The organism is Kosakonia oryziphila (genome assembly GCF_900094795.1).
Classification (GTDB): domain Bacteria; phylum Pseudomonadota; class Gammaproteobacteria; order Enterobacterales; family Enterobacteriaceae; genus Kosakonia; species Kosakonia oryziphila.
In genome coordinates, this window is record NZ_FMBC01000042.1 from 1 (window position 1) to 13,658 (window position 13,658).

At 53.3% G+C, this 13,658-nt stretch carries 11 protein-coding genes and 1 pseudogene; 8 read left to right on the forward strand and 4 right to left on the reverse strand.

The annotated features are described in order from the left end of the window. Positions 1–386 precede the first annotated feature (386 nt). Positions 387–1,358: a lauroyl-Kdo(2)-lipid IV(A) myristoyltransferase gene (lpxM, locus tag GA0061070_RS18030; protein ID WP_090137396.1), complete on the forward strand. Its 972-nt coding sequence runs from the start codon at positions 387–389 to the stop codon at positions 1,356–1,358. A 46-nt stretch (positions 1,359–1,404) separates the two neighbouring features. Here the strand turns inward: lpxM and pyk are convergent, their stop codons facing one another. After that, complete coding sequence (gene pyk, locus GA0061070_RS18035) at positions 1,405–2,847, reverse strand: pyruvate kinase (RefSeq protein WP_090137397.1); 1,443 nt, start codon at positions 2,845–2,847, stop codon at positions 1,405–1,407. 126 nt (positions 2,848–2,973) lie between these two features. Further along, on the reverse strand, positions 2,974–3,843 hold the full coding sequence (locus tag GA0061070_RS18040) for a MurR/RpiR family transcriptional regulator (RefSeq protein WP_090137398.1): 870 nt from the start codon (positions 3,841–3,843) through the stop codon (positions 2,974–2,976). Between the two features lie 343 nt (positions 3,844–4,186). Here GA0061070_RS18040 and zwf point away from each other — a divergent pair, with 343 nt between their 5' ends. The 3 genes from zwf to kdgA all read left to right on the forward strand — a co-directional run bounded on the left by zwf (position 4,187) and on the right by kdgA (position 8,386). Then, a complete protein-coding gene (gene zwf, locus GA0061070_RS18050; protein ID WP_090137400.1) occupies positions 4,187–5,662 on the forward strand; it encodes a glucose-6-phosphate dehydrogenase in 1,476 nt (491 codons plus the stop codon). A 233-nt stretch (positions 5,663–5,895) separates the two neighbouring features. Then, a complete protein-coding gene (gene edd, locus GA0061070_RS18055) occupies positions 5,896–7,707 on the forward strand; it encodes a phosphogluconate dehydratase (protein ID WP_090137401.1) in 1,812 nt (603 codons plus the stop codon). Between the two features lie 37 nt (positions 7,708–7,744). Then, positions 7,745–8,386 carry a bifunctional 4-hydroxy-2-oxoglutarate aldolase/2-dehydro-3-deoxy-phosphogluconate aldolase gene (gene kdgA / locus GA0061070_RS18060; RefSeq protein ID WP_007371596.1) on the forward strand — a complete coding sequence of 214 codons (642 nt, stop codon included), beginning with the start codon at positions 7,745–7,747 and terminating at the stop codon, positions 8,384–8,386. Between the two features lie 69 nt (positions 8,387–8,455). Here the strand turns inward: kdgA and purT are convergent, their stop codons facing one another. Further along, a complete protein-coding gene (gene purT / locus GA0061070_RS18065; RefSeq protein ID WP_090137402.1) occupies positions 8,456–9,634 on the reverse strand; it encodes a formate-dependent phosphoribosylglycinamide formyltransferase in 1,179 nt (392 codons plus the stop codon). A 132-nt stretch (positions 9,635–9,766) separates the two neighbouring features. Here purT and GA0061070_RS18070 point away from each other — a divergent pair, with 132 nt between their 5' ends. The 4 genes and pseudogenes from GA0061070_RS18070 (at position 9,767) to ptrB (ending at position 12,992) form a co-directional block, all read left to right on the forward strand. Further along, positions 9,767–10,105, forward strand: coding sequence for a YebG family protein (locus tag GA0061070_RS18070; protein ID WP_090137403.1), 339 nt, complete (start codon positions 9,767–9,769; stop codon positions 10,103–10,105). Positions 10,106–10,168: 63 nt separating this feature from the next. After that, positions 10,169–10,519, forward strand: coding sequence for a protein YebF (gene yebF / locus GA0061070_RS18075; protein WP_090137404.1), 351 nt, complete (start codon positions 10,169–10,171; stop codon positions 10,517–10,519). A 230-nt stretch (positions 10,520–10,749) separates the two neighbouring features. Further along, positions 10,750–10,848, forward strand: a pseudogene (locus tag GA0061070_RS25600) (tellurite resistance TerB family protein); the annotation flags it as partial. Positions 10,849–10,931: 83 nt separating this feature from the next. Beyond that, positions 10,932–12,992, forward strand: coding sequence for an oligopeptidase B (ptrB, locus tag GA0061070_RS18080; RefSeq protein ID WP_090137405.1), 2,061 nt, complete (start codon positions 10,932–10,934; stop codon positions 12,990–12,992). Here ptrB and exoX read toward each other — a convergent pair. Beyond that, positions 12,989–13,651, reverse strand: coding sequence for an exodeoxyribonuclease X (gene exoX, locus GA0061070_RS18085; RefSeq protein WP_090137406.1), 663 nt, complete (start codon positions 13,649–13,651; stop codon positions 12,989–12,991). The two genes, ptrB and exoX, sit on opposite strands and share 4 nt — an antisense overlap. Positions 13,652–13,658 lie beyond the last annotated feature (7 nt).

The window sequence follows — 13,658 nt, forward strand, 5'->3', positions numbered from 1 at the left end:
AAGCTGGAAGAATGGCTTCGGCACAGGTTGAGGTCTCTCCAGCTTAAGCACTGGCGACGTGGTACAACGATATTCAGGAAACTTCGTGCAATGGGAGCGAGTCATAGCATCGCCCACAAAATAGCGCTTAACAGCCGACGTTGGTGGCGAAACAGTGACAAACTTCTCAATCACGTACTGGATCTTGCGTGGTTCGACAGGCAAGGCTTGCCCCGACTCGTGTAACCTCAAACTCCCGAACCGCCCGGTGCGGACCCGCATGCCGGGTGGTGTGGCAGGGGAGCAGGCTGAGAGGCCTGCCTCCTATGCCGATTGTGCGAGAGATAACGCCTCGCTACACTATCTCCTTATCCTGAGTGACTTGATTTCTGGCCTGCGGACGATGCATGGAAACGAAAAAAAATAACAGTGAATATATTCCGGAGTTCGAAAGTGAATTCCGTCACCCGCGCAACTGGGGTGCGTGGCTGGGCGTACTGGCATTTGCCGGTGTAGCGCTGGTTCCTCCGTCGATACGCGATCCCCTGCTGGGTAAACTGGGTCGTCTGGCCGGAAAATTTGGCAAAAGCGCACGTCGTCGAGCGCAGATCAATTTGCTCTACTGTTTCCCTGAAAAAAGCGATGCCGAAAGGGAAGCCATCATTGATGAGATGTTTGCTACTGCGCCACAAGCAATGGCCATGATGGCGGAGCTGGCGATCCGTGGGCCGGAAAAGATATTGCCGCGCGTTGAGTGGCAGGGCAAAGACATTATTGATGAATTGCAACGTAACAACGCGAAAGTCATTTTCCTTGTGCCGCACGGTTGGGGCGTGGATATTCCGGCGATGCTGATGGCTTCGCAGGGGCAGCAGATGGCGGCCATGTTCCATAATCAAGGCAATAAAGTCTTTGATTATGTCTGGAATACCGTGCGTCGCCGTTTTGGTGGGCGTTTGCATGCGCGTAACGATGGCATTAAGCCTTTTATCCAGTCGGTGCGCCAGGGCTACTGGGGCTACTATCTGCCGGACCAGGATCACGGTGCGGAGCATAGCGAGTTTGTTGATTTCTTTGCCACCTACAAAGCAACGCTCCCGGCCATTGGCCGCCTGATGAAAGTCTGTCGTGCACGTGTTGTTCCGTTGTTTCCGGTCTATGACGCCAGTACGCATCGTCTGATTATCCAGGTGCGGTCGCCAATGGATGATCTGCTGACAGCGGATGACAACACCATTGCCAGGCGCATGAATGAAGAGGTGGAGGTGTTTGTCTCTCCTCATCCGGAGCAGTACACCTGGATCCTGAAGTTGCTGAAGACGCGCAAACCCGGTGAAACAGAGCCTTATAAACGTAATGAACTGTTTCCGAAGAAATAAAAAAAGGCCTCTTCTGCGAGAGGCCTTTGGCTTTTCTGTTTGTCGGTTATTCGACGGTCAGAATTCGCGTGGTATTGGTGGAGCCCACGGTGCTCATCACATCACCCTGCGTCACGATCACCAGATCGCCGGAAAGCAGGTAGCCTTTGTCACGCAACAGGTTAACGGCATCGTGAGCCGCTGCAACGCCTTCGTTAACGCTGTCGAAATAGACCGGCGTTACGCCGCGGTAGAGCGCTGTCAGGTTCAGGGTGCGCTCATGGCGGGAGAGGGCAAAAATTGGCAGGCCGGAACTGATACGGGAGGTCATCAGGGCAGTGCGGCCGGATTCGGTCATGGAGATGATAGCGGTTACACCTTTCAGGTGGTTGGCCGCATACATCGCCGACATCGCGATCGCTTCTTCTACGTTGTCGAACTGAATATCCAGGCGGTGTTTAGAAACGTTGATGCTTGGGATCTTTTCCGCACCCAGGCAAACGCGTGCCATTGCCGCTACCGTTTCAGACGGATACTGGCCGGCTGCGGTTTCCGCCGAGAGCATCACGGCATCTGTACCGTCAAGCACGGCGTTAGCTACGTCCATCACTTCCGCACGGGTTGGCATTGGGTTGGTGATCATCGACTCCATCATCTGTGTGGCGGTGATCACCGCGCGGTTCAGTTGACGGGCACGGCGGATCAGCGCTTTCTGAATACCGACCAGCTCCGGATCGCCGATTTCAACGCCGAGATCGCCGCGGGCAACCATCACGACGTCAGACGCAAGGATCACATCGTCCATCGCGTCCTGATCGCAAACAGCTTCCGCACGCTCGACTTTCGCTACGATCTTCGCGTCGCAACCGGCATCGCGCGCCAGACGGCGGGCGTAATTCAGATCTTCGCCGCAGCGCGGGAAAGAGACAGCCAGATAATCAACGCCGATCAGCGCTGCGGTAACGATATCCGCTTTATCTTTCTCAGTCAGGGCTTCAGCGGAGAGACCGCCGCCCAGTTTGTTGATGCCTTTATTGTTGGAGAGCGGTCCGCCGACAGTCACTTCGGTGAACACTTTCATACCCTGAACTTCCAGCACTTTCAGCTGTACGCGACCATCGTCGAGCAGCAGGATATCGCCCGTCACTACGTCGGCTGGCAGACCTTTATAATCGATGCCGACTTTTTCCTTGTCGCCCTCGCCTTTACCCAGGTTGGCGTCGAGCAGGAATTTATCGCCAACGTTCAGGAAAACTTTGCCTTCCTTGAAGGTGGAAACGCGAATTTTGGGACCCTGCAAATCGCCAAGGATAGCAACGTGACGCCCCAGTTTTGCCGCAATCTCACGCACTTTATCCGCACGTAATTTATGATCTTCAGGTGTTCCGTGTGAGAAGTTCATACGCACCACGTTAGCGCCAGCAGCGATAACCTTCTCAAGGTTGTTATCGCGGTCAGTAGCCGGGCCTAAAGTGGTTACGATTTTGGTCCTGCGAAGCCTTCTGGACATGTAATACTCCGTTGACTGAAACAACTTGGTGTTGCGTGAACATGAATTCGGCCATTTAGCGCCCCGCTGTGAAGGGCAATGCGCCTGACCGAACAGCGTAAGAGGTTACCGCTTTGTTATTAACTATTAGTGGTTATCGCTTTTGATAAACAGCTCCTTATCAAAGCGCGATTCTTTCAGAGCTTCTTTGACTCGCTTCAAGTTATCCCTGAATTTTGCGCCACGGCGCAAGGTAAAACCGGTGGCCAACACGTCAATGACGGTCAGTTGCGCAAGTCGGGAAACCATGGGCATATAAATGTCAGTATCTTCCGGTACATCAAGCGTGATAGCAAGCGTTGCCTCGCGCGCAAGCGGCGTCCCTGCAGACGTCAACGCAATTACCATAGCATCGTTTTCACGCGCCAGTTGCGCAAGTTCAACGAGGTTTTTTGTTCTTCCGGTATGGGAAATCAGCACAACCACGTCATCATCGCTACAATTCATACAACTCATGCGTTGCAGCACGATGTCGTCGGAGTAAATCACTGGTACGTTGAAGCGGAAAAATTTGTTCATGGCGTCGTGCGCAACGGCGGCAGACGAGCCGAGACCGAAAAATGAGATTTTTTTCGCCTGGGTTAATAGATCGACGGCGCGATTGACGGCAGTCATATCAAGCGACTGCCGGACGTGATCGAGGCTGGCCATTGCCGACTCAAAGATTTTTCCGGTATAGGCTTCGACGCTGTCATCTTCGTCAACATTTCGATTAACATAAGGCGTGCCATTGGCGAGACTTTGCGCCAGATGCAACTTGAAGTCCGGGAAACCACGAGTATCAAGGCTGCGGCAAAAACGGTTCACCGTCGGTTCACTGACGTCTGCTTCCTGTGCCAGCGCTGCGATGCTGGAGTGGATGGCCTGGTCCGGAGCGGCGAGGATGACTTCCGCGACCTTCCGTTCAGATTTGCTAAGGTGTTCCAGCCGTGACTGGATTTTTTCCAGCATATTCATGGGTTATAAAGCGCTCATGGTGAAACGATTACACTGTTAGATGGAATCGTGATGCGTTTTAATCAGATATTACCCCCGCAGGAAGCAGAAAGGTAAGTGATGATGAAAAATGATGTTGTTTTTTTTCATTACATGATCAAAGTCAGATTTTATCGTTTGTTTCCAGGGCAAATATCCGGCTTTTTCAGGGCGAAACAACAGATTTTATGTCACAACAAAATAACGCACGTCCTGACAATGCGTAACAGTTTCGGGAATTACGTAAACGCAGTACAGTGTACTGTAATAAAATTACAACCAGGGCCTGGCTAACGCTCCAGGACAGCCAACTGAGGAGATTGACATGGCGGTAGTACAAACAGCCCAGGCGTGTGACCTGGTCATTTTCGGCGCGAAAGGTGACCTCGCACGCCGGAAATTGCTGCCTTCACTGTATCAACTGGAAAAAGCGGGGCAGATCCATCCGGATACACGTATCCTTGGGGTCGGCCGTGCTGAGTGGGATAAGGAAGCCTATACCAAGGTTGTTCGTGAAGCGCTTGAAACCTTCATGAAGGAAAAAATTGACGAAAGTCTGTGGGATAAGCTAAGTGGCCGTCTGGATTTTTGCAATCTGGATGTTAACGAAACCTCCGCATTCAAACGCCTTGGCGCAATGCTGGACCAGAAAAACCGTACTACCATCAACTACTTTGCCATGCCGCCAAGCACCTTTGGCGCCATCTGTAAGGGGCTGGGTGAAGCAAAACTTAACGCGAAACCTGCACGCGTAGTGATGGAAAAGCCGTTGGGTACATCGCTTTCGACATCACGGGAAATTAACGACCAGGTGGGCGAGTTTTTCGAAGAGTGCCAGGTATACCGCATCGACCATTATCTGGGTAAAGAGACGGTGCTTAACCTGCTGGCACTGCGTTTTGCCAACTCTTTGTTTGTTAACAACTGGGACAACCGCACCATCGATCACGTGGAAATTACTGTGGCAGAAGAGGTCGGTATCGAAGGCCGCTGGGGTTACTTTGACCAGGCCGGGCAGATGCGCGACATGATCCAGAATCACCTGTTACAGATCCTCTGCATGATTGCCATGTCGCCGCCGTCCGATCTGAGCGCAGACAGTATTCGTGATGAAAAAGTGAAAGTGCTGAAATCGCTGCGCCGCATCGATCGCGCCAACGTGCGCGAAAAAACCGTGCGTGGTCAGTACACCGCCGGGTTTGCGCAAGGCAAAAAAGTGCCGGGTTATCTGGAAGAAGAAGGGGCGAACAAGACCAGTAATACCGAAACGTTTGTCGCTATCCGTGTCGATATCGATAACTGGCGCTGGGCTGGCGTGCCGTTCTATCTGCGCACCGGTAAACGTCTGCCGACCAAATGTTCAGAAGTTGTGGTCTACTTTAAAACGCCAGAGCTGAACCTGTTCAAAGAGTCCTGGCAGGATCTGCCGCAGAATAAACTGACCATTCGTCTGCAACCGGATGAAGGTGTGGATATTCAGGTGCTTAACAAGGTTCCTGGGCTGGATCATAAACACAACCTGCAAATTACCAAACTCGATCTGAGCTACTCTGAGACCTTTAATCAAACGCATCTTGCTGATGCTTACGAGCGGCTTCTGCTGGAAACCATGCGTGGTATTCAGGCCCTGTTCGTGCGTCGTGATGAAGTGGAAGAAGCCTGGAAATGGGTCGATTCCATCACCGAAGCGTGGGCAGCAGACAACGATGCGCCGAAACCGTATCAGGCGGGTACCTGGGGACCAGTTGCATCAGTGGCGATGATCACCCGCGACGGCCGTTCATGGAACGAGTTTGAGTGATTTTCTGGCGGAAAAGGTTATCTAATTTTACCGGTAACATGATCTAACACAGATAACAGGATAATTTTTCACCTTTCAGGCCCCGACTGGATTCACCAGCGGGGCTTTTTTTATTACACTGGCTGAAGCGATTTTGCCTTTGGGGCGCAGCGTTTTGGTGTTTACAGTCTGATAACTAAGGCTTATGGCATTGTTGACGCGCTCCCCCGGACAGATAAATTTCAGGAGTACTTATGAACTCAACAATGTTACGCGTAACAAATCGTATTATTGAACGTTCGCGCGAAACCCGCTCAGCCTATCTTGCTCGCATCGAACAGGCGAAAACGAACACCGTGCGCCGTTCCACACTGGCCTGCGGCAACCTGGCCCACGGGTTTGCGGCCTGCCAGCCTGATGACAAAGCCTCCCTCAAAAGCATGTTGCGCAACAACATTGCCATTATCACTTCCTATAACGACATGCTTTCCGCTCACCAGCCTTACGAAGTCTATCCGGAGATTATCCGTAAAGCGTTGCATTCGGTGAACGCGGTGGGTCAGGTAGCGGGCGGCGTTCCGGCAATGTGCGACGGCGTAACTCAGGGGCAGGACGGTATGGAACTTTCCCTGCTGAGCCGCGAAGTGATTGCGATGTCGGCAGCGGTAGGGCTTTCTCACAATATGTTTGACGGCGCACTGTACCTCGGCGTATGCGACAAAATCGTCCCAGGGCTGGCCATGGCGGCGCTGTCATTTGGTCACTTACCGGCACTGTTTATCCCGTCTGGTCCGATGGCCAGCGGTCTGGCAAATAAAGAGAAAGTACGCATTCGCCAGCTTTATGCGGAAGGCAAAGTTGATCGTATGGCGCTGCTCGAATCAGAAGCAGCGTCATATCATGCGCCAGGCACCTGTACGTTTTACGGCACGGCAAACACTAACCAGATGGTGATCGAGTTTATGGGTATGCAACTGCCTGGCTCATCGTTTATCCATCCAGATGCGCCTCTGCGCCATGTACTGATTGAAGCGGCAGCCCGTCAGGTGACTCGCCTGACCGGCAATGGCAACGAGTGGATGCCACTCGGTAAAATGATTGATGAAAAAGTTGTGGTGAACGGTATCGTCTCACTGCTGGCGACAGGCGGCTCCACTAACCACACTATGCATCTGGTGGCGATGGCGCGCGCCGCAGGGATCATCATCAACTGGGATGATTTCTCCGATCTTTCTGATGTTGTTCCGCTGCTGGCGCGTCTCTACCCGAATGGCCCGGCGGACATTAACCACTTCCAGGCGGCTGGCGGTGTGCCGGTGCTGATGCGAGAACTGCTGAAAGGCGGTCTGTTACATGAAGACGTTCACACCGTGGCGGGCTTTGGTCTGACGCGCTACACCCAGGAACCGTGGCTCAATAATGGCGAGCTGGACTGGCGTGACGGCGCGACCGTATCGCTGGATGCTAACGTCATTGCGACCATCGATCAGCCGTTCTCGAAACATGGCGGCACCAAAGTGCTGAGCGGCAATCTGGGGCGTGCGGTGATGAAAACCTCGGCAGTGCCGGTCGAAAATCAGGTTATTGAAGCACCAGCGGTGATTTTTGAAAGTCAGCATGATGTCTTACCGGCCTTCGAAGCAGGCTTGCTGGATCGTGATTGTGTGGTGGTTGTCCGTCATCAAGGGCCAAAAGCGAACGGCATGCCAGAATTACATAAACTCATGCCGCCACTTGGTGTATTATTGGACCGCTGTTTCAAAATAGCACTGGTTACCGATGGACGGTTGTCAGGCGCATCAGGTAAAGTGCCATCGGCAATCCACGTTACACCAGAAGCATACGATGGCGGATTGCTGGCGAAAGTGCGTGATGGCGATATTATCCGGGTTAACGGGCAGACAGGCGAGTTAACGCTGCTGGTTGATGACAACGAACTTGCCGCACGTCAGCCGCATATTCCTGACCTGAGCGCGATGCGCGTGGGCACAGGCCGCGAATTGTTCGGCGCGCTGCGGGAAAAACTCTCCGGTGCGGAGCAGGGCGCAACCTGTATCACTTTTTAAAACGATAAGATTTAGTTCTGGCGAGAGAAAAACTCTGATGAAAAACTGGAAAACGAGCGCAGAAGCAATTCTGAAAACAGGCCCGGTAGTGCCGGTGATTGTAGTGAACAAACTGGAACACGCTGTGCCGATGGCAAAAGCGTTGGTTGCTGGTGGCGTTCGCGTACTTGAGGTCACCCTGCGTACGGCTTGTGCGATTGATGCTATCCGCGCTATCGCGAAAGAAGTGCCCGACGCAATCATCGGTGCCGGTACGGTACTGAACCCACAGCAATTGGCGGAAGTCACCGCTGCTGGCGCGCAGTTCGCTATCAGCCCGGGCCTGACCGAGCCGCTGCTGAAAGCCGCAACCGAAGGTACAATCCCTCTAATCCCGGGCATCAGCACCGTTTCTGAGTTGATGCTGGGCATGGACTACGGTCTGAAAGAGTTCAAATTCTTCCCGGCGGAAGCAAACGGCGGCACTAAAGCGTTGCAGGCGATTGCGGGTCCGTTCTCTCAGGTTCGTTTCTGCCCGACTGGCGGGATCTCCCCGGCTAACTACCGTGATTACCTGGCGCTGAAAAGCGTGCTTTGCATCGGCGGTTCCTGGCTGGTTCCGGCAGATGCGCTGGAAGCGGGTGATTACGATCGCATCACCAAACTGGCGCGTGAAGCGGTAGAAGGCGCGAAACAGTAATCCCGTGGGCGGGTATTTACCCGCCTTGTGCAGAAAGACCCGGAAGGCGATAAGCGCCTCCGGGTTTTTTTAGCCCTTAACCTGAACTGCTGCGGCGGCGGCAACCGCGCGTTCTACGGCCGTTTCGACACGTTCAGCCACAGCCAGTGCAACACCCATGCGGCGCGAACCGTCGATTTCAGGTTTGCCAAAAAGACGCAGTTGCACACCGGCAGCGAGCGCATTTTGCACATTATCGAAGGTTACATTCTGGCTGCTCAGGCGCGGCAGGATCACTGCTGAAGCCGCCGGGCCGTACTGGCGGATGTCGCCAATCGGTAAACCGAGGAAAGCCCGGACATGCAGTGCGAACTCCGAAAGATCCTGGGAAATCAGCGTCACCATCCCGGTATCATGCGGGCGAGGAGAGACCTCGCTGAAAATCACTTCATCGCCGCAAACAAACAGCTCTACGCCAAACAGACCATAGCCTCCCAACGCCAGCACGACTTTGTTGGCAATCTCCTGTGCGCGCTCCAGTGCCAGCGGCGACATCTGCTGCGGCTGCCAGGATTCACGATAATCACCATCTTCCTGGCGATGGCCGATCGGTGCACAGAAATGGACGCCATCAGCGGCGCTGATGGTCAGAAGCGTGATTTCAAAATCAAAGTTAACCACACCTTCGACAATCACTCGCCCGGCACCCGCACGGCCGCCCTGTTGGGCGTATTCCCAGGCCTTCGTCAGTTGTTCTGCGCTTTTAATAAAGCTCTGGCCTTTACCGGAGGAGCTCATCACCGGTTTAACGATACAAGGCAAACCTATTTCAGCGACGGCATCGCGAAAAGCCGCTTCACTGTCAGCAAAGCGGTAGCTGGATGTCGGTAACTGCAACTCTTCCGCCGCCAGGCGACGAATGCCTTCACGGTTCATTGTTAATTTTGTGGCGCGGGCGCAGGGCACCACATGCTGGCCTTGCGCTTCCAGTTCCAGCAGTGTGTCAGTGGTGATAGCTTCTATTTCTGGCACGATAAAATGCGGTTTTTCTTGCGCGACCAGCGCCTTCAGCGCATCACCATCAAGCATATTGATTACATGTGAACGGTGCGCCACATGCATAGCCGGCGCATCGGCGTAGCGATCAACCGCGATCACTTCTATGCCCAGTCGTTGGCATTCAATGGCCACTTCCTTACCCAGTTCGCCAGAGCCGAGTAACATCACGCGAGTTGCTGCGGGGCGCAGCGCAGTACCTAAAAGAGTCATAGCATCTTACCGTTGGGAAAAAAACTGGGCGCAGTATAAACGAAAACGTTTGCGTCTGTCTTTTATCCCTTGCGATGCTTTTTTCATCGCGCTACTATACTGTATAAATACACAGTTTAATGAGGCTGCATCATGGCGGTAGAAGTTAAATACGTAGTCATTCGTGAAGGTGAGGAAAAAATGTCTTTTGCCAGCAAAAAGGAAGCTGATGCTTACGATAAAATGCTCGATCTGGCGGAAGTGCTGGGCGATTGGTTAGGTACCGGCCCGGTAGCACTGGAAGATGAGATGCGCGATCAAATGGCGCTGTGGCTTGCCGAACAGAAAGACGCGCTGAGCGGCATTCTGAAATCCGGAAAATTGCCAGGGGCTGAAGCGGAAGAACCTGTTGCCGTGGCTGCTTCTGAGGATGCTGAGCCGACAGACGCGGTGGATATTAAAAGCGCACAGAAGCGCGCGAAAGTCGCCTGATCTTGCACTGCCAGCAATTTGTACCATGCTTTTCACTGGACAAGTAAGTACCTGGAGATAAGCATGAAAATAGCAGGAGTTTTTACAAGTCTGCTTTTGCTGGCAGGCAGTACCATGGCGCACGCTGCAACGGACAAAGCGGTAAAGTTTCCTTCTTGTGAAGGCCTTGATGCTGATGGGATCGCGGCCAGCGTTAAGCATGACTATCTGCAAAATCGCATTGTGCGCTGGGCAGACGATCAGAAAAAACTGGGGCAGGCCGATCCGGTCGCCAGGGTGAATCCGAAAGAGATCGTCGGTAAGCGCGATAAATGGACAGTACCGCTCACGGTTCGCGGTAAAAGTATGGATATTCACTACCGTGTGACCGTTGATTGTAAAGCGGGTACAGCAGAGTACCAGCCGCAGCCGTAACACATAACTTTCCCATCTTTTGCCGCTACAGACACTTTCTGACCTCCCCCTCGCTTACTCTGGCCAACCACACATTGATAAGCGAGGGCGCTATGAGCTGGTTGAATCAAATACAGTCGCTGCTGGGTTCGAAAGATAACGCGGATCCCTCATCTTCGCGTGGGCTGGAGTATATAAAACAGCCTGGTTTTTGCGGCGAAAAGTGATGCCCATATCGACGACAAAGAACACGCAGCTATCTGAAGGTATTGGGAGATGCGTTACAGATCCTGCAGGCAGTTCGTGAGGAGATAGAGGCGGATATAAAGCAGCAAAAACTTACCGTTTGATTCTGATTACAGTGTGGTTTCGCTTGCATCACGCGCGGGTTTTGCCAACCTTACAAGAGTGTTAAACAAAAAAGAACAATACTATGCCGCCGAAAGCAAAACAGATCCCACACGCGATCACCACGCATGGCGATACGCGTGTTGATAATTATTATTGGCTGCGGGACGACACCCGCTCGCAGTCAAAGGTACTTGACTATCTGCGTCAGGAAAATGATTACGGCCGCGAAATAATGGCATCGCAGCAGGCGCTACAGGATGACGTGCTGCAGGAGATCATCTCGCGCATACCGCAGCGTGAAGTTTCCGCGCCCTATGTCAAAAATGGTTATCGCTATCGGCACATTTACGAACCGGGTAATGAGTATGCAATCTACCAGCGTCAGTCGGTGCTGAGCGCTGAGTGGGATGAGTGGACGGTGCTGCTGGATGCCAACCAGCGCGCATCACACAGCGAGTTCTATACGCTCGGTGGCCTGGAAGTCTCGCCAGACAACGCCATTATGGCGATAGCCGAAGATTTTTTATCGCGCCGTCAGTATGGTTTGCGTTTTCGTAACCTTGAAACCGGCAACTGGTACCCGGAAGTGTTGGATAACATCTCACCGGATTTTGTCTGGGTCAATGACTCCGAAACGCTCTACTATGTGCGCAAGCATGCAACCACGCTGTTGCCTTATCAGGTGTGGCGCCACACCGTCGGCGAACCAGCACAGCAGGATGAGCTGGTGTATGAAGAACAGGATGAGACCTTCTATGTCGGTTTAGGTAAAACGACCTCGCAGCACTACATCACAATCCACCTTTCCAGCGCTACCACCAGCGAAGTGCTGCTTCTAGACGCAGAACTACCCGATGCGCAGCCGCTCTGTTTTTTGCCAAGACGCAAAGAGCATGAGTACAACCTTGACCATTTCCAGCACACTTTTTACCTTCGTTCTAATCGTGAAGGCAAAAACTTTGGCCTGTATCGCACCAAAGTGCGCGATGAGAGACGCTGGGAAGTGCTAATCCCGGCACGCGAACAGGTGATGCTGGAAGGGTTTACGCTCTTCACCGACTGGCTGGTGGTTGAAGAGCGGCAGCGCGGCTTAACCAGCCTGCGGCAGATCAACCGTAAGACCAGGGAGGTGGTGGGCATTGCGTTTGACGATCCGGCATATGTTACCTGGTTGGCGTATAACCCGGAACCGGAGACCTCGCGTTTACGCTACGGCTATTCGTCGATGACCACGCCGGACACGCTTTTTGAACTGGATATGGATACTGGCGAGCGGCGGGTGCTGAAGCAAGTTGAGGTCGCTGGTTTTGATGCCAGCCGCTATCGCAGTGAACACCTGTGGATCCACGCCAGAGATGGCGTTGAAGTGCCGGTCTCACTGGTTTACAACCACACCTTATTCCGCAAAGGTGAAAATCCACTGCTAGTCTACGGGTATGGATCCTATGGTGCCAGTATGGATGCCGACTTCAGTAGTAGCCGTTTGAGCCTGCTTGATCGGGGTTTTGTGTTTGCGATTGCCCACGTACGCGGCGGCGGTGAGCTGGGGCAATCATGGTATGAAGCGGGAAAATTCCTCAACAAGAAAAACAGCTTCAATGATTTTATTGATGTCACCGATTCGCTGCTGGCGCAGGGATATGGTTCTCCGCTCTTCTGCTACGGCATGGGCGGAAGTGCCGGCGGTATGCTGATAGGTGCCGTCATCAATCAGCGTCCCGCGCTATTTCATGGCGTTATTGCCCAGGTTCCCTTTGTCGATGTTGTAACCACCATGCTGGATGAATCTATTCCGCTGACCACCGGTGAGTTTGAAGAGTGGGGGAACCCACAGGATGAAACGTACTATCACTACATCAAGGGCTACAGCCCGTATGATAACGTCGAGGCTCACGATTATCCGCACATGCTGGTAACGACCGGGCTGCATGATTCACAGGTGCAGTACTGGGAACCGGCGAAGTGGGTGGCAAAACTGCGCGAGTACAAAACGGACAATAACTTGCTGCTACTCTGTACAGATATGGATTCAGGGCACGGAGGGAAATCCGGGCGTTTTAAATCCTATGAAGGCGTGGCGCTGGAATATGCTTTTCTGATTGCCCTGACACAGGGCACTTTGCCCGGCCACGGGGTACATTAATCGTCGCCGAGATAGTGCTTTAACGTCAGTCGCAGTTCCGGGCTCATGCGCTCCAGGTTATTGAACAGCCAGCGCAGGTAACCCGGATCGCGGTCGGCAATCTCAGATACTGCTTCGCCGCGGTATTTGCCGAACGTGAAGGTGGTTAGCAGCGCCGGGCGGCCGGTCATGGTTGCCATCTGATCCGGCGTCCAGCCGGAAACCTGCATAATGTCGATCAGCAGCGCGGCGGTGATATAGCAGTCGTATAACGCTCGGTGATGATGCAGCCCCGGCGGCGTCTGTACGCTCAGTTTACGGGATTTATACAGCGCCATGTTGCTGTATTTGATACCCGGCCAGAGACGGCGTGCCAGTTTCATGGTGCAGATCCATTCGCCCGGCATTTCAGGCAACACGCGGCGGTCAAAACTGGCGTTATGCGCCACATACCAGTTGCTGCCGTAGTAGTGCGGCACAACGTCTTCAATCCATGGCTGATTAGCCACCATCGCTTCTGTTATGTGATGGATGGCCATCGCCTGGGGACTGATAGGGCGGTCAGGGCGGACCAGATGGCTCAGTGGATTGACTATCTTTCCGTCAACCACGTCAACGGAGGCAATTTCCACAACCCCACCTTGCAGGTCGCAGGTCTCGGTATCGATAACACGTAACATAACCAGC

Coding starts and splice junctions, on each gene's coding strand:
- GA0061070_RS18040 (WP_090137398.1), bottom strand. CDS start 3,843: ATGAATATGCTGGAAAAAATCCAGTCACGGCTGGAACACCTTAGCAAA.
- ptrB (WP_090137405.1), top strand. CDS start 10,932: ATGCCGCCGAAAGCAAAACAGATCCCACACGCGATCACCACGCATGGC.
- exoX (WP_090137406.1), bottom strand. CDS start 13,651: ATGTTACGTGTTATCGATACCGAGACCTGCGACCTGCAAGGTGGGGTT.
- lpxM (WP_090137396.1), top strand. CDS start 387: ATGGAAACGAAAAAAAATAACAGTGAATATATTCCGGAGTTCGAAAGT.
- zwf (WP_090137400.1), top strand. CDS start 4,187: ATGGCGGTAGTACAAACAGCCCAGGCGTGTGACCTGGTCATTTTCGGC.
- yebF (WP_090137404.1), top strand. CDS start 10,169: ATGAAAATAGCAGGAGTTTTTACAAGTCTGCTTTTGCTGGCAGGCAGT.
- purT (WP_090137402.1), bottom strand. CDS start 9,634: ATGACTCTTTTAGGTACTGCGCTGCGCCCCGCAGCAACTCGCGTGATG.
- kdgA (WP_007371596.1), top strand. CDS start 7,745: ATGAAAAACTGGAAAACGAGCGCAGAAGCAATTCTGAAAACAGGCCCG.
- pyk (WP_090137397.1), bottom strand. CDS start 2,847: ATGTCCAGAAGGCTTCGCAGGACCAAAATCGTAACCACTTTAGGCCCG.
- GA0061070_RS18070 (WP_090137403.1), top strand. CDS start 9,767: ATGGCGGTAGAAGTTAAATACGTAGTCATTCGTGAAGGTGAGGAAAAA.
- edd (WP_090137401.1), top strand. CDS start 5,896: ATGAACTCAACAATGTTACGCGTAACAAATCGTATTATTGAACGTTCG.